The 21,494-nt window shown below is 59.6% G+C and carries 23 protein-coding genes; 18 read left to right on the forward strand and 5 right to left on the reverse strand.

The features are described from left to right. Positions 1–13: 13 nt before the first annotated feature. From tmk to ASC74_RS17535, 8 genes are all read left to right on the forward strand, one after another. Positions 14–646: a dTMP kinase gene (tmk, locus tag ASC74_RS17500; protein ID WP_046049079.1), complete on the forward strand. Its 633-nt coding sequence runs from the start codon at positions 14–16 to the stop codon at positions 644–646. Then, positions 639–1,628 carry a DNA polymerase III subunit delta' gene (locus ASC74_RS17505; protein WP_056742759.1) on the forward strand — a complete coding sequence of 330 codons (990 nt, stop codon included), beginning with the start codon at positions 639–641 and terminating at the stop codon, positions 1,626–1,628. Before tmk ends, ASC74_RS17505 begins: the two co-directional genes overlap by 8 nt. Positions 1,629–1,670: 42 nt before the next feature. Next, positions 1,671–2,027, forward strand: coding sequence for a PilZ domain-containing protein (locus ASC74_RS17510; RefSeq protein WP_056742761.1), 357 nt, complete (start codon positions 1,671–1,673; stop codon positions 2,025–2,027). Between the two features lie 14 nt (positions 2,028–2,041). Then, positions 2,042–2,827 (forward strand): TatD family hydrolase, encoded by a 786-nt coding sequence (locus ASC74_RS17515; RefSeq protein WP_056742763.1) that lies wholly within the window; start codon positions 2,042–2,044, stop codon positions 2,825–2,827. A gap of 342 nt (positions 2,828–3,169) precedes the next feature. Further along, positions 3,170–3,808 (forward strand): TetR/AcrR family transcriptional regulator, encoded by a 639-nt coding sequence (locus ASC74_RS17520; RefSeq protein WP_007945721.1) that lies wholly within the window; start codon positions 3,170–3,172, stop codon positions 3,806–3,808. A 139-nt stretch (positions 3,809–3,947) separates the two neighbouring features. Then, positions 3,948–4,916 carry a GTP 3',8-cyclase MoaA gene (locus tag ASC74_RS17525; RefSeq protein WP_046049083.1) on the forward strand — a complete coding sequence of 323 codons (969 nt, stop codon included), beginning with the start codon at positions 3,948–3,950 and terminating at the stop codon, positions 4,914–4,916. Positions 4,917–5,145: 229 nt separating this feature from the next. Continuing rightward, positions 5,146–5,754 (forward strand): DUF4823 domain-containing protein, encoded by a 609-nt coding sequence (locus ASC74_RS17530; protein WP_056742765.1) that lies wholly within the window; start codon positions 5,146–5,148, stop codon positions 5,752–5,754. Positions 5,755–5,771: 17 nt separating this feature from the next. Further along, positions 5,772–6,332, forward strand: a complete 561-nt coding sequence (locus ASC74_RS17535; protein ID WP_046049085.1) for a DUF1285 domain-containing protein — start codon at positions 5,772–5,774, stop codon at positions 6,330–6,332. Between the two features lie 60 nt (positions 6,333–6,392). On the opposite strand, the gene ASC74_RS17540 is transcribed toward ASC74_RS17535, so the two are convergent. Then, a complete protein-coding gene (locus tag ASC74_RS17540) occupies positions 6,393–7,265 on the reverse strand; it encodes an esterase/lipase family protein (RefSeq protein WP_056742766.1) in 873 nt (290 codons plus the stop codon). Between the two features lie 191 nt (positions 7,266–7,456). Between ASC74_RS17540 and ASC74_RS17545 the strand changes: the two genes are divergently transcribed. The 10 genes from ASC74_RS17545 (at position 7,457) to ASC74_RS17590 (ending at position 18,322) form a co-directional block, all read left to right on the forward strand. Then, on the forward strand, positions 7,457–8,173 hold the full coding sequence (locus ASC74_RS17545; RefSeq protein WP_008152308.1) for a FadR/GntR family transcriptional regulator: 717 nt from the start codon (positions 7,457–7,459) through the stop codon (positions 8,171–8,173). Positions 8,174–8,198: 25 nt separating this feature from the next. Beyond that, on the forward strand, positions 8,199–9,074 hold the full coding sequence (locus ASC74_RS17550; RefSeq protein ID WP_056742768.1) for an SMP-30/gluconolactonase/LRE family protein: 876 nt from the start codon (positions 8,199–8,201) through the stop codon (positions 9,072–9,074). Positions 9,075–9,272: 198 nt separating this feature from the next. Continuing rightward, positions 9,273–10,091: an SDR family oxidoreductase gene (locus ASC74_RS17555; RefSeq protein WP_008152305.1), complete on the forward strand. Its 819-nt coding sequence runs from the start codon at positions 9,273–9,275 to the stop codon at positions 10,089–10,091. Between the two features lie 122 nt (positions 10,092–10,213). Further along, on the forward strand, positions 10,214–11,218 hold the full coding sequence (locus tag ASC74_RS17560; RefSeq protein WP_046049090.1) for a substrate-binding domain-containing protein: 1,005 nt from the start codon (positions 10,214–10,216) through the stop codon (positions 11,216–11,218). 65 nt (positions 11,219–11,283) lie between these two features. Further along, positions 11,284–12,828 (forward strand): L-arabinose ABC transporter ATP-binding protein AraG, encoded by a 1,545-nt coding sequence (araG, locus tag ASC74_RS17565; RefSeq protein WP_056742770.1) that lies wholly within the window; start codon positions 11,284–11,286, stop codon positions 12,826–12,828. A gap of 9 nt (positions 12,829–12,837) precedes the next feature. Then, positions 12,838–13,806, forward strand: coding sequence for an L-arabinose ABC transporter permease AraH (araH, locus tag ASC74_RS17570; RefSeq protein ID WP_056742775.1), 969 nt, complete (start codon positions 12,838–12,840; stop codon positions 13,804–13,806). 197 nt (positions 13,807–14,003) lie between these two features. Beyond that, the gene (locus ASC74_RS17575; protein WP_056742778.1) at positions 14,004–14,717 is read left to right on the forward strand and encodes a GntR family transcriptional regulator; all 714 of its coding nucleotides are present in this window, start codon (positions 14,004–14,006) and stop codon (positions 14,715–14,717) included. Beyond that, positions 14,714–15,712, forward strand: a complete 999-nt coding sequence (locus ASC74_RS17580; protein ID WP_056742779.1) for an ADP-ribosylglycohydrolase family protein — start codon at positions 14,714–14,716, stop codon at positions 15,710–15,712. The genes ASC74_RS17575 and ASC74_RS17580 overlap by 4 nt, the downstream gene beginning before the upstream one ends. A gap of 221 nt (positions 15,713–15,933) precedes the next feature. Then, the gene (locus tag ASC74_RS17585; RefSeq protein ID WP_056742780.1) at positions 15,934–17,400 is read left to right on the forward strand and encodes a purine-cytosine permease family protein; all 1,467 of its coding nucleotides are present in this window, start codon (positions 15,934–15,936) and stop codon (positions 17,398–17,400) included. After that, on the forward strand, positions 17,393–18,322 hold the full coding sequence (locus ASC74_RS17590; RefSeq protein ID WP_056742781.1) for a PfkB family carbohydrate kinase: 930 nt from the start codon (positions 17,393–17,395) through the stop codon (positions 18,320–18,322). The genes ASC74_RS17585 and ASC74_RS17590 overlap by 8 nt, the downstream gene beginning before the upstream one ends. Positions 18,323–18,437: 115 nt before the next feature. Here ASC74_RS17590 and ASC74_RS17595 read toward each other — a convergent pair whose 3' ends face one another. The 4 genes from ASC74_RS17595 to ASC74_RS17610 form a co-directional block, all read right to left on the reverse strand. Further along, positions 18,438–18,818 carry a Rho termination factor N-terminal domain-containing protein gene (locus ASC74_RS17595; RefSeq protein ID WP_056742782.1) on the reverse strand — a complete coding sequence of 127 codons (381 nt, stop codon included), beginning with the start codon at positions 18,816–18,818 and terminating at the stop codon, positions 18,438–18,440. Between the two features lie 73 nt (positions 18,819–18,891). Continuing rightward, positions 18,892–19,146, reverse strand: coding sequence for a hypothetical protein (locus tag ASC74_RS17600; protein ID WP_056742783.1), 255 nt, complete (start codon positions 19,144–19,146; stop codon positions 18,892–18,894). 103 nt (positions 19,147–19,249) lie between these two features. Further along, a complete protein-coding gene (locus ASC74_RS17605; RefSeq protein ID WP_056742784.1) occupies positions 19,250–20,455 on the reverse strand; it encodes an MFS transporter in 1,206 nt (401 codons plus the stop codon). A gap of 111 nt (positions 20,456–20,566) precedes the next feature. Further along, the gene (locus tag ASC74_RS17610) at positions 20,567–21,220 is read right to left on the reverse strand and encodes an HD domain-containing protein (protein ID WP_056742786.1); all 654 of its coding nucleotides are present in this window, start codon (positions 21,218–21,220) and stop codon (positions 20,567–20,569) included. Positions 21,221–21,494 lie beyond the last annotated feature (274 nt).

The raw sequence follows: 21,494 nt of genomic DNA on the forward strand, positions 1-21,494 counted from the left end.
CTAAGGACTGCCTGTGACTGGCTTGTTTATTACCCTGGAAGGCCCGGAAGGGGCCGGCAAGAGCACCAATCGCGAATACCTGGCCGAGCGCCTGCGCGCCGCGGGTATCGAGGTCGTGCTGACTCGCGAACCAGGCGGCACGCCGTTGGCCGAGCGGATCCGTGAAGTGCTGCTGGCGCCGGTTGACGAAGTCATGAACCCCGACACCGAGTTGCTGTTGGTGTTCGCCGCGCGAGCCCAGCATCTGGCCGAGGTGATTCGCCCGGCGCTGGCCCGCGGTGCGGTGGTGCTGTGTGATCGCTTTACCGATTCGACCTATGCCTATCAGGGTGGCGGTCGCGGCCTGTCGCTGGAGCGCATCGCGACTTTGGAAGCCTTCGTCCAGGGCGATCTGCGCCCGGACCTGACGTTGATTTTCGATCTGCCGGTGGAAGTGGGCCTGGCCCGCGCCAGCGCTCGCGGTCGTCTGGATCGCTTCGAGCTCGAAGGCCGAACCTTTTTTGATGCGGTGCGCAGTGCTTTCCTCAAGCGTGCCGAAGCCGATCCTGCGCGTTATGTCCTGGTGGATGCCGCCCAGCCGTTGGCACAGGTTCAGCAGGCACTGGATGCCCTGCTGCCACGCCTGTTGGAGTTGACCCGTGGCTGAAGCCTATCCGTGGCAGGACAGTCTCTGGCAGCATTTGGCCGGTCGCAAGCAACATGCCCACGCCTATCTGCTGCATGGCCCGGCCGGAATCGGCAAGCGTGCATTGGCCGAGCGCTTGATGGCCAGTTTGCTGTGCCAGCGTCCGAGCGCTGCCCACGAAGCTTGCGGCGAATGCAAATCCTGTCTGTTGCTCAAGGCCGGCAGTCACCCTGACAACTACATCCTGGAACCGGAAGAAGCCGATAAGGCGATCAAGGTCGATCAGGTTCGTGATCTGGTCAGCTTCGTGGTTCAGACCGCTCAAATGGGCGGTCGCAAAGTGGTGCTGATCGAGCCGGCCGAGTCGATGAACATCAACGCCGCCAACGCTTTGCTCAAAAGTCTTGAAGAACCTTCCGGCGATACTGTTTTGCTGCTGGTCAGTCACCAGACCAGTCGTTTGCTGCCGACGATCAAGAGCCGCTGCCAGCAGCAGGCCTGTCCGCTGCCGAGCGAAGCCATGAGTCTTGCGTGGCTGGCGAAGGCTTTGCCGGATTGTGCGGAAGAAGAGCGTATCGAGTTGCTGACCCTGGCCGCCGGTTCGCCACTGGCCGCCGTCAACTTGCAGGCTCAGGGCGTGCGCGAACAGCGGGCGCTGGTGGTCGATGGCGTGAAGAAGTTGCTCAAGCAGCAACAGTCACCGACGCAACTGGCCGAAGGCTGGAATGCGATTCCGCTGTTGCTGTTGTTCGACTGGTTCTGCGACTGGTCGAGCCTGATCCTGCGTTATCAGCTGACTCAGGACGAAGAAGGTCTGGGGCTGACGGACATGCGCAAGGTGATTCAGTACCTGGCGCAGAAAGCCGGCCAGGACAAAGTCCTGAATATTCAGGACTGGATCCTCGCCCAGCGCCAGAAAGTGATGAGCAAAGCCAACCTCAATCGGGTGTTGTTGCTGGAGGCGCTGTTGGTGCAATGGGTGGGTTTGCCTACCCAGAAGTGACCGTCTGTGCCTAGACTCTGAGCATCTGCAACGGAGGTCAGCATGAATGAACTCGTCAATCCGGGGCCGCGCAACGGCATTTTGTCCCTGACGATCAAGGACAAGTCCGTGCTTTACGCGGCCTACATGCCGTTCATCAAGAACGGTGGCCTGTTTATCCCGACCAACAAGAGCTACAAGTTGGGCGATGAGGTATTCATGCTGCTCAACCTGATGGACGAGCCGGAGAAGATTCCGGTCGCCGGCAAGGTCTCCTGGATCACCCCCAAAGGTGCGCAGGGCAACCGGGCCGCCGGAGTCGGCGTACAATTCAACGATGGCGACAATACCGCGCGCAGTCGAATCGAAACCCATCTGGCCGGAGCCCTGAAGTCCGACCGTCCCACTCATACGATGTAAGTTGCAGCCCTTTTATGCTCGTAGATTCCCATTGCCACCTTGATCGCCTCGACCTCGCCGCCCACGACGGCTCCCTGGATGCCGCACTTGATGCGGCCCGTCAGCGCGGAGTGGGGCACTTTTTGTGTATCGGCGTCAGCGTCGAGAATGCCGCCGACGTCAAAGCCCTGGCTGAACGTTACGACGACGTCGACTGTTCGGTTGGCGTGCATCCGCTGGACGTGCAACCGGGCGCCGCGCCAGCATTGGATTGGCTGTTACGTGAACTCAACCACCCGCGTGTGGTGGCGATCGGTGAAACCGGTCTGGATTACCACTACGAGCCGGAAGCCGCGGAGTTGCAGCAGGAGTCGTTTCGCCTGCATCTGCAAGCGGCGCAGCAGACGGGCAAACCGGTGATCATCCACACCCGTGGTGCCCGCGCCGATACGTTGAACCTCCTGCGTGAAGCGGCGCTGCCCCAGGCTGGCGTGCTGCATTGTTTCACCGAAGACTGGGACATGGCCAAAGCAGCACTGGACATGGGGTATTACATTTCCTTGTCCGGTATTGTCACTTTCCGCAATGCCGACGCGCTGCGTGACGTGGCCAGTAAAGTGCCGGCTGATCGATTGCTGGTGGAAACCGACTCGCCGTATCTGGCACCGATCCCTCATCGCGGCAAACCGAACCTGCCGCAGTACGTGCGCGACGTAGCGGAATTTCTGGCAATGTTGCGAGGTGAGCCCTACGAGCGATTTGCCGAGCAAACCACCGAGAATTTCAAGCGACTGTTTCCGCTGGCGCATGTGAAAGGTTAAATCGCAGGCAAAAAAAACCCGGGTTCTGGGGGGTGAATCCGGGTTAAGACCATTAGGAGTAAAACAAAGGCACGCGGTCCGTTGGTACCTATATCGGCGCAACACTTGGGGGAGATGTCCCGCCGACAGTTGAAGTATTGATCAGTATTGCGCCGAGTCCAGTTTACTGGTCGCGGTTTTTAAACAAATTTGGAATACGGGCGCTTCGGTTGAGTTCTCATTAATCTGCGAGGCTGCCGGAATTCATCAAGAAACACATATATGGTCGGATGATCCGTGCATTTTTGCGCAAGTTAGGCATAATACGCGGCTTCGAATTTTGACCCCAACAGACCTTTTCTTATGCATAAAGAACCTCGTAAGGTCCGTGAGTTTCGTCGCCGCGAGCAAGAAATTCTCGATACCGCGCTCAAGCTGTTCCTCGATCAAGGTGAAGACAGTGTCACCGTCGAGATGATTGCTGATGCCGTCGGTATCGGCAAAGGCACGATCTACAAGCACTTCAAATCTAAGGCCGAGATCTATCTGCGCCTGATGCTCGATTACGAGCGCGATTTGAACGAGCTGTTGCATTCGGCCGATGTCGACAAGGACAAGGAAGCCCTGTCCCGGGCCTACTTCGAATTCCGCATGCGCGACCCTCAACGCTATCGCTTGTTCGATCGCCTGGAAGAAAAGGTGGTCAAGGGTAATCAGGTGCCGGAGATGGTCGAGGAGCTGCACAAGATCCGCGCCTCGAACTTCGAACGCCTGACCCTGCTGATCAAGGGGCGGATCAGCGAAGGCAAGCTTGAAGACGTACCTCCTTACTTCCATTACTGCGCATCCTGGGCGCTGGTGCACGGCGCCGTGGCGCTGTATCACTCGCCGTTCTGGAGCAATGTGCTGGAAGATCAGGAAGGTTTCTTCCAATTCCTGATGGACATCGGTGTGCGCATGGGCAACAAGCGCAAGCGCGATAGCGACACCCCGAGCAGCTGAACCATTCAGTTTCCTTATTGCGCCATTATTTCGCTACGTGGTGCAGTACCGCAGGAATATACTCAGGCATAGGACTTGCTAAAACTTGATTTGTGAGTCAAGTTTTAGCGGTCCGAATATTCTTCCGCCGGAGTAGTCCATGATCGTTGACCGTCAAGGCAGGCGTTTTCGCAATTTGCGAATCAGTCTGACTTCAGCCTGCAATTACGCTTGTACCTATTGCGTGCCCAACGGCAAGCGGTTGGTGGCTGCGCAGGATGAATTGTCGGCCGAGGCCATGGCGCGTGGCGTGGCCTATCTGATTGAAGCAGCGGGCATCGAGCGCTTGCGCATCACCGGCGGCGAGCCGCTGGTCAGCCCCAAACTCGAAACCTTCATGACCGCTGTCGGGCAGATGGGCCTGGCGGACATCAGCCTGACCACCAACGGTCAGCTGCTGGCGAAGAAGCTGCCACTGCTGGTGGATGCCGGCATTCGTCGCATCAACGTTTCCCTCGATACCCTGGATGCCAGCGCTTTTCGCAGCATTGCCCGTGGCGGCGATCTGGCGACGGTGCTCGACGGTATGGATCAAGCCAGCGCCGCCGGCCTGAAGATCAAGGTCAATATGGTGCCGCTGCGTGGGCAGAACCTCGATCAAGTGATGCCGCTACTCGATTACTGTCTGGAGCGCGGCTATGAGCTTCGCTTCATCGAGTTGATGCGCATGGGCCACCTGGCCAGCGACTCCAATGCTTTCCTGCAACAGTTTGTCAGCCTTCAGCAGTTGCTCAGCCTGATCGGCGAGCGCTACGAATACCTTCAGGCCGATGCGCCGGTAGACGCCACCGCCGTGCGTTACCAGATTCCGGGGCAGGGCTACTTCGGCGTGATCGCCAACGAAAGCGTTCCTTTCTGTCGCACCTGTTCGCGGCTGCGCCTGTCCTCCACGGGCTGGCTGCACGGCTGCCTGTCGTCGAGCAACCGCCACTATGTCGGCGACCTGCTGGACAAGCCCCGTCATCAAGCGCTGCCCGCCTTGCAGAGACTCTTGGTGAAAGCCTTGGGTGATAAGCAGGAAGTGGCATTTTCTGGCGGCGCGACCATCATGAAAATCATCGGCGGCTAAACACGATCCCTTGTAGCAGCTGCCGAAGGCTGCGTTCGGCTGCGAAGCAGTCGTAAATCCTGTAAGCAAAATATGTCTGGAACACCGGATCGCCTGATCTCGCGACTGCTGCGCAGCCGAACGCAGCCTTCGGCAGCTGCTACAAGGGCCGTGCCTCTCCCGAGCTGGCGCGGAAGCTGCATCCAATGGCCATTCGCCGGTTTTCCGTCACCGGCCTCTGGAGGGTAGGATGCGTAGCCTGGTTTTGCTGCTGGCCGTTTTGGCGCTTGGTGGCTGCATGAATGTCAGCGATCTGGCTGAAGGGACTCGCTACCACATGAGCGACGCGGGGTTGCTCGACCATAGCGACAGCCGCCGTGTGAATAACCTGCGCATCCAACCGGACTCATTCGTGTATATCGCCCAGGGCGCGTTTGTGCCGCCAGGCAGTGCTGTCTACCCGCGACCTAACGTGATCGCCGAAGTCGCCTTCGATGGCTTTGTTGAATACTTCCCTATGGTCCGCCGCGCCCGTGCCCCGGAAGGTCTTGATCAAGCCATGAGTGAAGCCCGTGCCGCCGGTGCCCATTACCTGCTCTATACCCGGTTCGCCAAGTCTGACGACCGTATCGGCAACTCGGACGAGTGGCTCGATCAGGAAGCCCTGGATCGCCTCGGTATCGATGGCGGCGTGATTCAGATCATGTTGATCGAGACCAGCACCCAGTATTTGATTGATACTGCACGCATCAAGGGTCGTGGCGGTTTACTGACGTTCCACGACAAAAAGCCGGAAGACCTGATGGGCCCGCCGCTGGAACAATACGCGCGCAGCCTGCTGGGGCTCAGCGACCAGTAATTCAAAAGGAGAACGCCATGAGTGGCCCGCAAAAAGCCAACGATCTGTTGGGGCAAATCCCCAAAACCAAAGGCTTGCCGCCGGTCCACCTGTGGAACCCCGATTTCTGCGGCGACATCGACATGCGTATCGCCCGTGACGGCACCTGGTATTACCTGGGTACGCCAATCGGGCGCAAGCCGATGGTCAAGCTGTTCTCCACCATCATTCGTCGCGATGGTGACGATTACTTCCTCATTACCCCGGTCGAGAAGGTTGGCATCAAGGTCGACGATGCGCCCTTTGTGGCGATTGCCGTGGAGGTCGAAGGCGAGGGTGAAACCCAGGTCCTGCGCTTCACCACCAATGTTGACGAGACCGCCGAGGCCGGCACCGAACACCCCATGCGCGTGGTGATCGACCCGGTTACGCAGGAACCGGCGCCCTACGTGCATGTGCGCACCAACCTCGAAGCCCTGATCCACCGCAACGTGTTCTACCAACTGGTGGAGCTGGCCGTCACCCGCGAGATCGACGGGCAGCGCTGGTTAGGCGTGTGGAGCGCTGGCGAGTTCTTCCCTATCGGGCTTGAGCCGTAACTCGCCAAATTGCTGTGTTCTGGATAATGGCCCGCTATTCAAGCGGGTCATTTTTTTTGCCTACAAATCTTTTTCCTTAAGCCGAGCAGCATGTTCCAGATAGAGGTGGACCGGGCTTACGTTCCAGCTCGTGATCCCGGCCATTTGATTGACTGCGTCGAAATGGTCCATCGGGTAATCCGAACGAATGACTTTGCCCAGGTGCGAGCTGTACTGTCCGACCAGCCCATCGTTGGCGTGTTTCTCTTTATAAAATAACTTCGACAGCACGATACAGTTCAAGTGAGACGGATCGAGAGGTTGCAGGCTTTGAAAGTTTTGCAGGATCCCGCTCCAGGAGTAGTAGTACACGCCGTTTTCAATTTCGTTGCCTTCCCCACCCCAATGTTGCGGTAGCCCTTGCGGGTACTTCTTGTTGAAGGCTGCCAATCCTGCGCTGGTCAGGGATTCAAAAGCCGCTTGAGGGTCCTGAGGGTTTTCCGGATGGTCGCTGATCAACGAAATGAAGATGCCGACGGCTTTGAACAGGGCGAGTACGAGGGCTTCGGGCAACTCACCCGGCGTCAGCGCCTTATGCAATTGGTCGGCAATCTCGGAGCCATGATTGGGGCAGCTGACAGACGTGACTGATGCGACCTTTTCCGGGTGTAACGCCGCTACGTAACGAGCAGCCAATGGACCTTGGCTGTGGCCGATAAGATTGACCTTGGCGGCTCCCGTTTCCTGCAATATGCGATTGACGTGTTCGAGCAGTTTTTTACCACGCTCCTCGTTTCCGTTCACGGCTGGAATGTTAACGGCAAACACCTTGGCCCCCGCATGTTCCAGGGCTTCCTTGATCTCGAAGAAGTAGGGATAACCGGCAATTTTATCGAAGCCAAAAAGGCCGTGGACCAAAACAATCGGGTATTGCGTAGACGCATCCATGTTCATGCTGATACCTGTTGATAGCGGACTTTAGTTGCGCTTGATCTGTCGCGGCTAACCGTAGGTCACAAAGCGGGTTCGTTCAAATCGCCTCATCTGCCGCCAGACTGAAAAATCAAATTGACACCCAATCGTATGATGATTAGCGTAGACACCCATCGCGAACGGCTGTGTGCCGTCCCTGAACTGAGGTGTCCATGTCCAGCAGTTTTCATGCGTCGACGGTCGATTGGCTGGGTTGCTGGATCGCCACGGGGCAGGTCAAACCGGGCGAGACGCTCAAGGTCGAAGCCGACCTGGGCGAGCAGCTCGGTGTCAGCCGCACCGTTATCCGCGAAGCCATCAAAACCCTGGTCGCCAAGGGCATGCTCGAAGTCGGGCCGAAGGTCGGCACGCGGGTGTTGCCGGTGCGTCGCTGGAACCTCTTCGATCCGCAAGTCGTAGGCTGGCTGTCGCGCAGCGGCTTGCCGGAAAACTTCGTCGACGACTTGCTCGACCTGCGCCGCACCATCGAACCCATGGCCGTGCGCTGGGCTTGCGAGCGCGCTACCGTCGAGCAGGTTCACGCTATTCTCCAGGCTTACAACGCATTGGAGCGGGCAGTGGACAGCGGCATCGATTACAACCGCGCCGACCAGTTCTTCCACGAGTGCATCCTTGCTGCCAGCCACAATCAATTTATCGAACAAATGGTCCCGGCCCTCGGCGCGTTGCTGGCGGTGTCGTTCGAAGTGTCCGCCGCCGACCCGGACGAACTGCGCCGCACGCTACCGATTCACAAAGACATGGCCGAGGCCATCGCCGCCCGGGATGCCGCGCGGGGTGTCTGGGCCTGCATGACCCTGATCGATAACGCCGACCTGGCCATCAAGCGCTTCTACCCGCAAGTCATGGCCGACAAAAAGGCCAGCTGACAACAATAAGAAAGCAGGAGGTTTCATGACGTGGACTGCGGTTACCGAGCACCGGGCACGACTGGGTGAAGGCCCGTTCTGGGACGCGCCGACCCAGGCGCTGTACTGGGTTGATATCGCCGGTCAACAGGCGCTGCGGCTGATTGGCGCCAACGTGCAGATCTGGCAAATGCCCGAGCACGTGTCTGCCTTCATCCCTTGCGAAAGCGGCGATGCGCTGGTGACGTTGACCAGCGGCGTGTATCGACTCGATCTGGATTCCCCCGGCCTGGAACCACGACTGACCTTGCTCTGCGTCGCCGATCCGCAACCCGGCAATCGCGCCAATGAAGCCCGCTGCGATGCTCAAGGCCGGCTCTGGCTCGGCACCATGCAGAACAACATCGGCGAACAGGGCGAAGACGTGCCCATTGTGCGGCGCTCCGGTGGCCTGTTTTGCATCGATCGCGATGCTCGGGTCACGCCGTTGCTTCGCGGGTTGGGCATCCCGAACACGTTGCTGTGGAGCGAAGACGCGACCACCGTGTATTTCGCCGACAGCCTCGACAACACGCTCTACCAATACTTCATCCGTACCGACGGCAACCTCGACCCGGCCCGGGTCTGGTTCGGACCGCATGAACGCGGCGGTCCTGATGGTTCGGCGATGGATGCCGAGGGTTATCTCTGGAACGCCCGCTGGGACGGTAGTTGTCTGCTCAGGCTGACCCCGGACGGGAAGGTTGATCGCGTGATCGAACTACCCATCAGCCGCCCGACCAGTTGCGTATTCGGCGGTGAAGATCTGAAAACCCTGTACATCACCAGCGCCGCGAGCCCGCTCAACCATCCGTTGGACGGCGCGTTGCTGTCGATTCGAGTCGATGTGCCCGGAAAAACCTGTACTCGGTTTTCCGGATAAATCCCAAAATATGGGATGTAAAATTATATATTGAGATTATTTGGCAGTCGGGTTTATAGTCGGCTCCATCAGTTACACGCACTCACACTTAAAAAAACAAAACAGGTGAAGTGATGCAGCGATTTTCCAAAAAGCCTTTTGACCGGACATCGACAGATGCCCGGATTTTGTCGTGCCTTCGAAAAGGAGTCCTGATCCATGGCTGAACCTCTTTCCTTGCCACCGGTGCCCGAACCGCCGAAGGGTGAGCGCCTGAAAAACAAGGTCGTGCTGCTGACCGGCGCCGCTCAAGGTATCGGCGAGGCGATTGTCGCGACCTTCGCTTCCCAGCAGGCCAAGCTGATCATCAGCGATATCCAGGGTGAGAAAGTCGAAAAAGTCGCAGCCCACTGGCGGGACAAAGGCTTCGACGTTCAGGCAATCAAGGCTGACGTTTCCAACCAGCAAGACCTGCACGCCATGGCCAGACTGGCGATCGAGCTGCACGGTCGCATCGATGTGCTGGTCAACTGCGCCGGGGTCAATGTGTTCCGCGATCCGCTGGAAATGACTGAGGAAGACTGGCGTCGCTGCTTCGCCATCGACCTGGACGGTGCCTGGTATGGCTGCAAAGCGGTGCTGCCGCAGATGATCGAGCAGGGCATCGGCAGCATCATCAACATCGCCTCGACCCATTCCACTCACATCATTCCCGGCTGCTTCCCGTACCCGGTGGCCAAACATGGCCTGCTCGGACTGACCCGCGCTTTGGGCATCGAATATGCGCCGAAGGGCATTCGCGTCAACGCCATCGCGCCGGGTTACATCGAAACCCAACTGAACGTCGATTACTGGAACGGTTTTGCCGACCCGCATGCCGAACGTCAGCGCGCTTTCGATCTGCACCCGCCACGTCGCATCGGCCAGCCGATCGAAGTCGCCATGACCGCTGTTTTCCTGGCCAGCGATGAAGCGCCGTTTATCAATGCTTCGTGCATCACCATCGATGGCGGTCGCTCGGTCATGTACCACGACTGAGTCAATCGGGTTTCAGGCGCGGAACTACGTCTGAAATCCAATCATCATACGATAGGACTATTAGCTGCACAGTTTGATTGGCTTTCAAATAACGCTCAAAAAAAATAACAAGGAGTCAGCTTATGAATCGTCGTCGTGGGATCCGTTCCCTGTGCTGTGCCGCTTTGGCGGTCACCGCGGTCAGCCTGAGCAGTTCGTTGCTGGCGGCCGAGGAAGTGAAAATCGGTTTTCTGGTCAAGCAGGCGGAAGAGCCCTGGTTCCAGACCGAATGGGCATTCGCCGAAAAGGCCGGGAAAGAGAAGGGCTTCACCGTCATCAAGATCGCCGTACCGGACGGCGAGAAAACCCTCTCGGCCATCGACAGCCTCGCCGCCAACGGTGCCAAGGGCTTCGTGATCTGTCCGCCAGACGTGTCCCTGGGACCTGCGATCATGGCCAAGGCCAAGCTCAACGGTTTGAAAGTCATCGCCGTCGATGACCGCTTCGTCGATGCTGGCGGCAAGTTCATGGAACACGTTCCATACCTCGGCATGGCGGCGTTCGAAGTCGGCCAGAAGCAGGGCAGCGCCATGGCCACCGAAGCGAAGAAACGCGGCTGGGACTGGAAAGACACCTACGCGGTGATCAACACCTTCAACGAACTCGACACCGGCAAGAAACGCACCGACGGTTCGGTCAAGGCGCTGGAAGACGCCGGCATGCCGAAAGACCACATCCTGTTCTCGGCACTGAAAACCCTCGACGTACCCGGCAGCATGGACGCCACCAACTCGGCGCTGGTGAAACTGCCGAGCGCAGCGAAAAACCTGATCATCGGCGGCATGAACGACAACACCGTGCTGGGCGGCGTGCGCGCCACCGAGAGCGCCGGTTTTGCCGCGGCCAACGTGATCGGCATCGGCATCAACGGCACTGACGCCATCGGCGAATTGAAGAAGGCCAACAGCGGTTTCTTCGGCTCGATGCTGCCGAGCCCGCACATCGAGGGCTACAACACCGCCAGCATGATGTACGAGTGGGTCACCACCGGCAAAGAACCGCCGAAGTACACCGCGATGGACGACGTGACGTTGATCACTCGCGAGAACTTCAAGCAGGAGCTGGAAAAGATCGGCCTCTGGAACTGAGGCACGGTTGATTTCATCGGTGGCCCTGGCGACGGGGCTGCCTGATCTGTGGGAAGAGGTGGGTTATGCACGCGCAATCAAAAACACAACAACACACTGCCGGCGGCAGCTTGCGCTTCAACGGGATCGGCAAGACCTTTCCCGGGGTGAAGGCGCTGGATGGCATCAGCTTCGTCGCCCACCCGGGGCAGGTTCACGCCTTGATGGGCGAGAACGGCGCCGGCAAATCGACCCTGTTGAAAATCCTCGGCGGGGCTTACACCCCGAGCAGCGGCGACCTGCAGATCGGCGAGCAGACGAGGGTCTTCAAGTCCACCGCCGACAGCATCGGCAGTGGCGTCGCCGTGATCCATCAAGAGCTGCACCTGGTCCCGGAAATGACCGTGGCAGAGAACCTGTTCCTCGGTCATCTGCCGGCCAGTTTCGGCCTGATCAATCGCGGCGCGTTGCGGCAACAGGCATTGGCCTGCCTCAAAGGCCTGGCCGATGAAATCGATCCGCAAGAGAAAGTGGGGCGCCTGTCCCTCGGTCAGCGGCAACTGGTGGAAATCGCCAAGGCCTTGTCCCGTGGGGCGCATGTGATCGCGTTTGACGAACCGACCAGCAGCCTGTCGGCGCGGGAAATCGATCGTTTGATGGCGATCATCGGTCGCCTGCGCGACGAAGGCAAAGTGGTGCTTTACGTCTCCCACCGCATGGAAGAAGTGTTCCGTATTTGCAACGCGGTGACGGTGTTCAAGGACGGTCGCTTTGTGCGCACGTTCGAGGACATGAGCGAACTGACTCATGATCAGTTGGTGACTTGCATGGTCGGTCGCGACATTCAGGACATCTACGATTACCGCCACCGTCAGCGTGGCGCGGTGGCGCTCAAGGTCGACGGTTTGCTGGGGCCGGGTTTGCGTGAGCCGGTGAGTTTCGAGGTGCACAAAGGCGAGATTCTCGGGCTTTTCGGTTTGGTCGGCGCCGGTCGCACCGAGCTGTTCCGCATGCTCAGTGGGCTTGAGCGCAACACCGCCGGACGCCTGGAATTGCGCGGTCATGAACTGAAGTTGCGTTCACCCCGCGATGCGATTGCCGCCGGGATTCTGCTGTGCCCCGAGGACCGCAAGAAAGAGGGCATCCTGCCGCTCGCCAGCGTCGCCGAGAACATCAACATCAGCGCCCGCGGCGCCCACTCCACCTTCGGTTGCCTGTTGCGTGGCCTGTGGGAGAAGGACAACGCCGACAAGCAGATCAAAGCGCTGAAGGTGAAGACGCCCAACGCGGCACAGAAAATCATGTACCTGTCCGGCGGCAACCAGCAGAAGGCTATTCTCGGCCGCTGGCTGTCGATGCCGATGAAAGTCCTGCTGCTCGACGAACCGACTCGCGGCATCGACATCGGCGCCAAAGCCGAGATCTACCAGATCATCCACAACCTGGCCGCCAGCGGCATCGCGGTGATCGTGGTCTCCAGCGACCTGATGGAAGTGATGGGTATTTCCGACCGCATCCTGGTGCTCTGCGAAGGCGCGATGCGCGGCGAGTTGTCTCGCGCAGAGGCCAATGAATCCAACCTGCTGCAACTGGCTTTGCCGCGCCAACGCGCTGACGGCGTGGCGAACTGAGAGGTGACTATGACAATTCAAAACAACGCTTTGCCCACCCAGCGCAAACCTCTGGACCTGCGGCGCTTTCTCGATGACTGGGTGATGCTGCTGGCGGCCGTCGGGATCTTCGTGCTCTGCACCTTGCTGATCGACAACTTCCTCTCGCCGCTGAACATGCGCGGCCTGGGCCTGGCGATTTCGACGACGGGGATTGCGGCGTGCACCATGTTGTACTGCCTGGCGTCCGGGCACTTCGATTTGTCGGTGGGTTCGGTGATTGCCTGCGCCGGCGTGGTTGCGGCGGTGGTGATGCGCGACACCAACAGCGTGTTTCTCGGTGTGGTGGCGGCGCTGTTCATGGGGCTGATCGTCGGCTTGATCAACGGCATCGTGATCGCCAAGCTGCGGGTCAATGCGTTGATTACCACGCTGGCGACCATGCAGATCGTTCGTGGCCTGGCTTACATCTTCGCCAACGGCAAAGCGGTCGGTGTGTCGCAAGAGCAGTTCTTCGTCTTCGGTAACGGCCAGTTGTTGGGTGTGCCGGTGCCGATTCTGATCACCATCGTTTGCTTCCTGTTTTTTGGCTGGTTGCTGAATTACACCACCTACGGGCGCAACACCATGGCCATCGGCGGTAACCAGGAAGCAGCGCTGCTGGCCGGGGTGAACGTTGACCGGACCAAGATCATTATCTTTGCCGTGCACGGGTTGATCGGGGCGTTGGCCGGGGTGATCCTGGCTTCACGCATGACGTCCGGTCAGCCGATGATTGGCCAGGGTTTTGAGCTGACGGTGATTTCTGCCTGTGTGTTGGGCGGGGTGTCGTTGAGCGGCGGGATCGGCATGATCCGGCATGTGATCGCCGGGGTGTTGATTCTGGCGATCATTGAGAATGCGATGAACCTGAAGAATATCGATACGTTTTATCAGTACGTGATTCGCGGTTCGATTTTGCTGCTGGCCGTTGTCATCGACCGCCTCAAACAACGCTAACCTTGCGCTGACTGAGCTGACGTCATCGCGAGCAAGCTCGCTCCCACAATGATCTCTGTCAGGCACAAAAACTGTGCTCACTGAGATCCACTGTGGGAGCGAGCTTGCTCGCGATTGACCGCATAGCGGTCCTCCTTCCGTCACTTCCCCGAAATATTCCTTGCTCGCCCCAGCCCGTTTCGGTTATCACTTTGTACATGATTAGACAGGTACGATTTGACAAGAAACAACGGGTGGTCGACGAACTCATCCGGCGCATCGAAAGCGGCCTCATGGAGGACGGCTTTCTGCTGCCGGGCGAGCATCAATTGGCTCAAGAATTCAAAGTCAGCCGAGGAACGCTGCGTGAAGCCCTGGCCGAGTTGAAACGGCGCAACTACATCGCGACGCAAAGCGGAGTCGGTTCCATCGTCACCTTCGACGGTGTGGTGCTCGATCAGCGCAGCGGCTGGGCGCAGGCACTGGCCGACAGCGGGGCGCTGATCAATACTGAAGTGCTGCGGCTGGAGGCGGTCACCCGTCCTGACCTGTTGCCGCGTTTCGGCACCGACCAATTCATCACCCTCGACCGTCGCCGCCGTTCCAACGAAGGCAAGCTGGTCTCCCTTGAACGCTCATTGATGCCCGCCACCGGAGGCCTGGAAAGCCTGCCGCGGGTCGGCCTTATCGACAACTCCCTGACCATCACCCTGGCCGCCTACGGCTATATCGGCGAGCGCGGCGATCAATGGATCGGAGCCGAACCCTTGAACGCCGAAGACGCCGAACTGCTCGGCCGTCCGGAAGGCACGGTGTTCCTCAAGGCCTTGCGCACCACCTACGACCGGCAAAACCGCTTCATGGAGCAGGTCGAAAGCTTGCTCGACCCGGTGCATTTTCGCCTGCACCTGCAGTTTGGAGAGTCAATATGACCGCGCTCAATCGTGCATTGGGCGCGTTCTACGGACTGGCCCTGGGCGACGCGTTGGGCATGCCGACCCAATCCCTGAGCCGTGCCGAGATCAAGGTGCGCTTCGGCAAAATCACTGACCTGGAAGATGCTGGCCCCGATCAACCGATCGCCGCCAACATGCTCAAAGGCTCGATCACCGATGACACCGAGCAGGCGATTCTGGTCGGCCAATTGTTGGTCGACGGCGAGGGCCGAATCGAACCGTCGCTGCTCGCCCAACGGTTGATCGAATGGGAAGCCGTGATGCAGGCTAAGGGCTCGCAAGACTTGCTCGGCCCTTCGACCAAACGTGCTATCGAGATGATCCTCGCCGGCCACTCGCCGGAAGAAGCGGGGCGCTACGGCACCACCAATGGCGCGGCAATGCGCATCACGCCGGTCGGGATCGCGGCGGATGTCGCCAACCCTGAGCGTTTCATCAGCGCTGTCGTGCAGGCTTGCCAGGTCACCCACAACACCACGCTGGGCATTTCCAGTGCGGCGGCGGTGGCGGCGGTGGTTTCGGCCGGTATCAACGGCATGGACCTGGGCGAGGCGTTGAACCTCGGCCAGCAAATCGCTCAACAAGCTGAAAGCCACGGCTACTGGGTGGCTGGCGGACGCATCGCCTCGCGCATCAGCTGGGCGCGGACCATCAGTGTCGACAGCGACAAGGCGTTGCTGGCGGATTTGATGTACGACGTGATCGGCACATCGGTGGCTTCACAGGAATCGGTGGTGGTCTCGTTTGCCCTGGCCCAGCAAGTGGCCATTGGTGAAATGAACGCGTTCGAAGCGCTGTGCATGGCCGCGAGCCTTGGCGGCGACACCGACACCATCGCGGCGATTCTCGGCGCCATGCTTGGGGCTTGCCTGGGTCTTGAGAGTTGGCCGGCGGCGATGATCGACAAGGTCAAAGCTGTCAATGATCTGGAGCTGGAACCGTTGGTGCGAGGGCTGTTGGCCTTGCGTTGACAGCACTGGCGCCTTCGCGAGCAAGCCCGCTCCCACAGGGATAGTGCAAACCTTAAGGTACACGCCGTACCTGTGGGAGCGAGCCTGCTCGCGAAGGACGCACCGCGCACTCAAATTCTTTCACCGCAACGGAAAGCACGAATACGGCCAGGACCGCCGGGATGTTATGTCGACTTCCGCAATTGCCCACAACCACAACAAAGGCAACAGGAGCATTTCACATGAGTTCAACAAACGCCGGGCAAAGCGCCGGGCAACTGGAAACCCGTGGCATCGAACCCGTGCCGGAAGCGGAGTGCAACGGTCATCCGCTGCAGCTGTTCTGGGTCTGGTTTGCTGCCAACATCTCCATCCTCGGCCTGCCGCTGGGCGCGACCCTTGTAGCGTTTCGCGGCTTGGCGATCTGGCAGGCGATCATCGTCGCGATCCTCGGCGCCGCTGGTTCCTTCGCGGTGGTCGGGATCATCTCCATTGCCGGTCGCCGTGGTCGCGCCCCGAGCCTGACGTTGTCGCGAGCGATCTTCGGCGTACGCGGCAACATCGGCCCGACCCTGGTCTCGCTGATGTCGCGTCTGGGCTGGGAAACCGTCAACACCACCACCGCCGCGTTCGTGTTGTTGTCGCTGTGCTCGATCCTGTTCGGCTCGCCGGTGGAAGCCAAAAGCGCACCCGTGCTGACGTTGATCTTCATTGCGATTTTCGTACTGCTGACCCTGTCGGTGTCGGGCCTCGGTCACGCCACCTTGCTGGTGATCCAGAAGTGGGCAACCTACGTGTTCGGTGCGCTGAACATTCTGGTCGGCGGTTTCCTCTGCGCCACCATCGACTGGAGCGCGGTGTTCAACGCCACGCCTGCACCGCTGAGCGCAATGATTATCGGCGTCGGCACCATGGCTGCCGGCACCGGGATCGGTTGGGCCAACGCCGGTGCCGACATGTCGCGCTACCAGCACCGCAGCGTCAAAGCCGCACGTCTGGTGGCGTCGGCGGCGTTCGGTGCGGGGATTCCGCTGGTGCTGCTGATCACCCTCGGCGGTCTGCTGTCGGTGGGCAACAACGATCTGGCCTCGGCCACCGACCCGATCATCGCGATCCGCGACATGCTGCCGACCTGGATGGCCGTGCCGTACCTGATCACCGCGTTCGGCGGGTTGCTGCTGTCGAACAACCTGTCGGTGTACTCCGCCGGTTTGACCACGCTGACACTCGGCTTGAAGGTCAAACGTGTCTACGCGGTCGTGGTCGACATCGTCGCGATCTTCGCCGGTTCGATCTATTTCATGCTGATCGCCGACAGTTTCTACGGCCCGTTCATTACCTTCATTTCGCTGCTGGCCGTGCCGATCACCGCGTGGGTCGGGATCTTTGTCGTCGACTTGATTCATCGTCATTACTACAGCCCCAAAGACCTGCTGGACGTGAGCCCGAGCAGCGCTTACTGGTACAGCGGCGGTATCGAGTGGCGCGCCTTTGGTGCGTGGGCGTTGGCGATCATGCTGGGCTTCAGCTTCACCACCATCGGCACGACCGAACAAACCGTGTGGTTCCGTGGCTTCCTGTCCGACTCCTGGCTGGGCCATAACGGCCTCGGCTGGATCGTGACGTTCCTGGTGGCTGGCGGGATTTATTTTGTACTCGGCGGCGCCAAGGATCGTCGTGCCGCGATGACCGAGAACGCTCATGCCTAGATTGCTGCACACCGGCCAGGTCATGATCGACCTGGTCATGGCCGTGGATAAACTGCCGCATTCGGGCGGCGACGTGCTGGCGCAATCCGCCAGTTTCGAAGCTGGCGGCGGCTTCAATGTGATGGCTGCCGCCCAGCGTAATGGCTTGCCGGTGGTCTATCTCGGCCGCCACGGTACCGGCCGTTTCGGTGATCTTGCCCGTGAGGCGATGAAGGCTGAAGGCATTCGGATCGGCATCACTCACCGCGCCGAACGGGATACGGGGTTGTGCGTCGCGGTAACCGAAGCGTCGGCCGAGCGCAGTTTCATTTCCTATATCGGTGCCGAAGGTGAGCTGACGGTCGAGGATTTGGCCAGCGTGCCGGCCGAGGCGGGGGACTATGTCTACGTCAGCGGCTACAGCCTGCTGCATGGCGGTAAAGCCCAGGCGCTGGTGGATTGGGTGCTGGATTTGCCGAGAGAGATCAACGTGGTGTTCGATCCGGGCCCGCTGGTGGATTCGCCGGATGAGCCGTTGATGCAAGCCTTGCTGGCGCGCATCGATCTGTGGACCAGCAACAGTGTCGAGGCGTTGAAGTTTACCGGTGCATCGGGCATTGCCGAGGCGTTGAACCGGTTGGCCGATCATCTGCCGGCCGACGTGTTGATGGTGGTGCGTGACGGCCCGCAAGGGTGCTGGATCAGCCAGCGTGGAGACCGCCAGCATGTGCCGGGTTTCAAGGTTGAGGCGGTGGACAGCAACGGCGCGGGGGATGCGCATGCCGGGGTGTTTGTGGCCGGGTTGGCGCATGGGTTGGTACCGTTTGAAGCGGCGCGGCGGGCTAATGCGGCGGCTGCGTTGGCGGTCACTCGGTGGGGGCCGGCGACTTCGCCGGGGACTGCTGAGGTGGATGCGTTAATCGGCAAGACCTTTGACACCTGATCTATCGCCTTCGCGAGCAGGCTCGCTCCCACAGGGGATTTGTGTCGTTCACAGATTCAGTGTGGGAGCGAGCCTGCTCGCGATGGGGCCTTCAAACTCAACATATGAATCGGCCTTACCCAACCTTGCGCAACGCCTCGATCAACTCCTGCTTGCGCATGCTCGACCGTCCCGGAATCTTCTTCGCCCGCGCTTCTTTCATCAAACTGTCGACGGTCTGGGTTTCGCGCGAAGCCTTGCTGTTACGCGAATGACCTTCGCGGCTGGCCACCGCACGACGAGCTGATTCCTGGCGATCTTGCGACTTGGCACTCGCCGGTTTCTTGCGTCCCGAACCACCCTTGCGTTCACCGCCACCCGACTGCTTGTTCACCGTCGCCCAGGCTCGGGCTTCGGCTTCCTCTTTCGATACACCCTTGTGCTCGTAGCTCTCTTCGATGTGTTGAGCCTTGCGTTTCTGCTCGGCGGTGTACTTGTCTTTGCTTCCACGAGGCATGGGATTTCTCCTGCTGCTTGTAGAGTCTCTCAAACGGTCGCAGCCGCGCACGACTGCGACCTGATTCGTCTTGTTAAACGTCCAGCTTGCGCGCCGCCTCAACCCCTGCGGCACTGAGTTTGATCGGCAAGTTCAACGAGTGCTCACCGGCCTCGTTGCAGATCACATGACCATGCTGGATCAATCCACGATCCTGCAGCGTGGCGAGGGTGCTGGCCACGACTCTTTCCCCCCGGTAATTGTCCAGGACCTCTTTGCCCAAACCGATTGGATGGGCATGCAGCAGACGGGTCAGGACTTCTTTCTCAAGGTTTTTATCGACGTTCATGGTTACCTCTTCATGGATGTGGATAGGTCCATTTAATTAGAATCCTTTACTAGAGGTTGGTCCGCCCCCGATTGGGATTGGTGCCTGATGAACGACGAACGGTCTAGGCCTGCTGCAACGCTTTGCTGATAACGGTTCGGCGCCAGACCAGCCGGCCCACGCTGATCAGCCAATTCAGTACAGCAACCGCCAATACCGTGAGCAACAGCGTCGCCATCCCCTGTTCCACGATGATTTTCCCGGCCAGCAACGGGAAGCCAAACACGCCGATAAAGTAGGACAGACTGAACAGCAGCAAGGATTGCGCGGTGGTGCCGTGCGGTGCCTCGTTGGCCGCCAGGCCGTTGATCACCGAATAGGTCAGCCCGTAACCGACCCCGAGCATCACCGCCGCCAGCACGTAGCTGAACCCGTCGTCGACGACAAACCCGAACATCAGGATCGAGCCCATCATCAAGCCCGACAACAGGCAGGACGCCCGGAACGGGTCGCGCTTGACCACGAAACCGGCGATCAGCATGCGGCTGCTGATCGCTGCGCTCATGAAGCCGAGGAAGAACAGTGAATAGTCGAGTGAACGCGCCGCCGCATAGCTGGTTTGAAAACTCGACAGACCGCCGAAAACGCAACCGCCAAGGCCGACCATGATGATCGGAAACACCGCTCTGGACGACAGCACTTGCGCCGCTGCACGCCAGGAAATTCGTGACACCGCTGCCGAGTGCCCCGGCGCTTTTTTCAGCTGCGAATCCAACCGCCAGAACAGCAACACGCCGATCAGGCTGGCCAGCGCCGCGAGGTAAAACGCCGCGGTGATCGGATACCCGAGGGCACTGGCTGCGCGACCTAACAAGGGACCGCTGCCGATCCCGGTCATCATGCTGCCCGACAACAGCGCAAAGTATTTCGCGCGTTGGGCGGGCGTTACCAGACTGGCCACAATGATCGGACCGAGGGTGTAGAACACGCCCCAACCCAGCCCCAGCAATAGCCCGAAAAACAACAGCAGATTGCCGAAGCCCGGCGCCAAGGCGAAGCCCAGGCTGGCGGCCACCAGCAGAATGCCGAACAGCGCAATCGAGCGCGCCGCGCCGAGCAAATCGGACAAGTGCCCGGAGACGATCACCGCTGCAAATGTACTGAGCATCGCCGCCGAAATCACACTGCCGGCATCGTGCTCGTTGCCGCCGCGGGAACCGATCAACAACGACAGCAAAAAGGTCGAGCCATAAGACAGCGACAGCAGATAGCTGGCCAGGCAAAACAGGCCGAACAACCTGCTTGAGACTTGGTGTGTTGCGCTAGGCATGACGCGGTTCCTTGACCGATAGGAGAGAGCTTCATCTATCTATCACGCAAGGCGCTGATGTCAGGTATGTGGTTATCGATTTCAGGGTTAGCGCTGGCCGGAGTAATGCGTTTAGCGGACGCCTATTTCTTCCTTGAACAGATCCATGAAACCCTTCAACCGTTCGTGGCGAGTCTGTGCCAGACGCTGGCCGGTGGTTGTCTGGAATCCATCCGCCAGGTGCAGCAGTTTGGTCTGGAAATGGTCGAGGCAAAAACGTTTGTCATCGTAATCTCGTGCCTTCGCCTCAGGATCTTGCGGGTCGTACAACGCGCTGCCCATACGTCCGGCGATGTAAAAGGTGCGCGCCACGCCGAGCATGCCAAGGGAGTCGAGACGGTCGGCGTCCTGCATGATTTTCGCTTCGAGCGTGGTCGGCGCGATGTTGGCGGAAAAACTGTGCGCTTCGATGGCATGGGCAACCGAGCTGATTTTTGCGCCAGGCCAAGCCATGTCCGCCAACATGATCGATGCCTTCTCGGCGGCCATCCGCGAGGCCTGAGGACGCAGCGGCGAGTTCTTCTCTACCGCCACGCAATCATGCAACAGCACTGCCGCGAGCAGCACCTCAAGATCGCCACCTTCTTCAGCGTGAAGCGTACGCACGTTGTGCCACACCCGCTGCAAGTGCGACAGATCATGGGCACCATCTTCCGACGGCTCAAGCGCGTGGGGCATCAGTTGCGCAGCGAGGAGTTGCAGTGGCGCGAAAGCATCAGTGTTCATAAACATCCTGTTAAGTGAAAACGTCTTTGCCGCGACATAGCCCTGTAGCAGCTGTCGAAGCCTGCGTTCGGCTCGGGCCGCGATCGGACGCAGCAGTCGTGGAATCAGACGATGTGGTGTTACAGGAAAACCGCGTGTTCAGGTTTCACGACTGCTACGTCCGATCGCGGCCCGAGCCGAACGCAGGCTTCGCCAGCTGCTATGTATGGACTCGCCCCCACTGTCTACCCGCTTTTAAAAAAACTGCCGCCCCGTTGCATCTATGTATTAGGCC

It is taken from the genome of Pseudomonas sp. Root329 (assembly GCF_001424925.1).
Taxonomy (GTDB): Bacteria; Pseudomonadota; Gammaproteobacteria; order Pseudomonadales; family Pseudomonadaceae; genus Aquipseudomonas; species Aquipseudomonas arabinosi.

Bases quoted from the DNA above. Each gene is read 5' to 3' on its own strand.
- ASC74_RS17510 (WP_056742761.1), top strand. From the start codon at position 1,671: ATGAATGAACTCGTCAATCCGGGGCCGCGCAACGGCATTTTGTCCCTG.
- ASC74_RS17515 (WP_056742763.1), top strand. From the start codon at position 2,042: ATGCTCGTAGATTCCCATTGCCACCTTGATCGCCTCGACCTCGCCGCC.
- ASC74_RS17520 (WP_007945721.1), top strand. From the start codon at position 3,170: ATGCATAAAGAACCTCGTAAGGTCCGTGAGTTTCGTCGCCGCGAGCAA.
- ASC74_RS17525 (WP_046049083.1), top strand. From the start codon at position 3,948: ATGATCGTTGACCGTCAAGGCAGGCGTTTTCGCAATTTGCGAATCAGT.
- ASC74_RS17530 (WP_056742765.1), top strand. From the start codon at position 5,146: ATGCGTAGCCTGGTTTTGCTGCTGGCCGTTTTGGCGCTTGGTGGCTGC.
- ASC74_RS17535 (WP_046049085.1), top strand. From the start codon at position 5,772: ATGAGTGGCCCGCAAAAAGCCAACGATCTGTTGGGGCAAATCCCCAAA.
- ASC74_RS17540 (WP_056742766.1), bottom strand. From the start codon at position 7,265: ATGAACATGGATGCGTCTACGCAATACCCGATTGTTTTGGTCCACGGC.
- ASC74_RS17545 (WP_008152308.1), top strand. From the start codon at position 7,457: ATGTCCAGCAGTTTTCATGCGTCGACGGTCGATTGGCTGGGTTGCTGG.
- ASC74_RS17550 (WP_056742768.1), top strand. From the start codon at position 8,199: ATGACGTGGACTGCGGTTACCGAGCACCGGGCACGACTGGGTGAAGGC.
- ASC74_RS17555 (WP_008152305.1), top strand. From the start codon at position 9,273: ATGGCTGAACCTCTTTCCTTGCCACCGGTGCCCGAACCGCCGAAGGGT.
- ASC74_RS17560 (WP_046049090.1), top strand. From the start codon at position 10,214: ATGAATCGTCGTCGTGGGATCCGTTCCCTGTGCTGTGCCGCTTTGGCG.
- araG (WP_056742770.1), top strand. From the start codon at position 11,284: ATGCACGCGCAATCAAAAACACAACAACACACTGCCGGCGGCAGCTTG.
- araH (WP_056742775.1), top strand. From the start codon at position 12,838: ATGACAATTCAAAACAACGCTTTGCCCACCCAGCGCAAACCTCTGGAC.
- ASC74_RS17575 (WP_056742778.1), top strand. From the start codon at position 14,004: ATGATTAGACAGGTACGATTTGACAAGAAACAACGGGTGGTCGACGAA.
- ASC74_RS17580 (WP_056742779.1), top strand. From the start codon at position 14,714: ATGACCGCGCTCAATCGTGCATTGGGCGCGTTCTACGGACTGGCCCTG.
- ASC74_RS17585 (WP_056742780.1), top strand. From the start codon at position 15,934: ATGAGTTCAACAAACGCCGGGCAAAGCGCCGGGCAACTGGAAACCCGT.
- ASC74_RS17590 (WP_056742781.1), top strand. From the start codon at position 17,393: ATGCCTAGATTGCTGCACACCGGCCAGGTCATGATCGACCTGGTCATG.
- ASC74_RS17595 (WP_056742782.1), bottom strand. From the start codon at position 18,818: ATGCCTCGTGGAAGCAAAGACAAGTACACCGCCGAGCAGAAACGCAAG.
- ASC74_RS17600 (WP_056742783.1), bottom strand. From the start codon at position 19,146: ATGAACGTCGATAAAAACCTTGAGAAAGAAGTCCTGACCCGTCTGCTG.
- ASC74_RS17605 (WP_056742784.1), bottom strand. From the start codon at position 20,455: ATGCCTAGCGCAACACACCAAGTCTCAAGCAGGTTGTTCGGCCTGTTT.
- ASC74_RS17610 (WP_056742786.1), bottom strand. From the start codon at position 21,220: ATGAACACTGATGCTTTCGCGCCACTGCAACTCCTCGCTGCGCAACTG.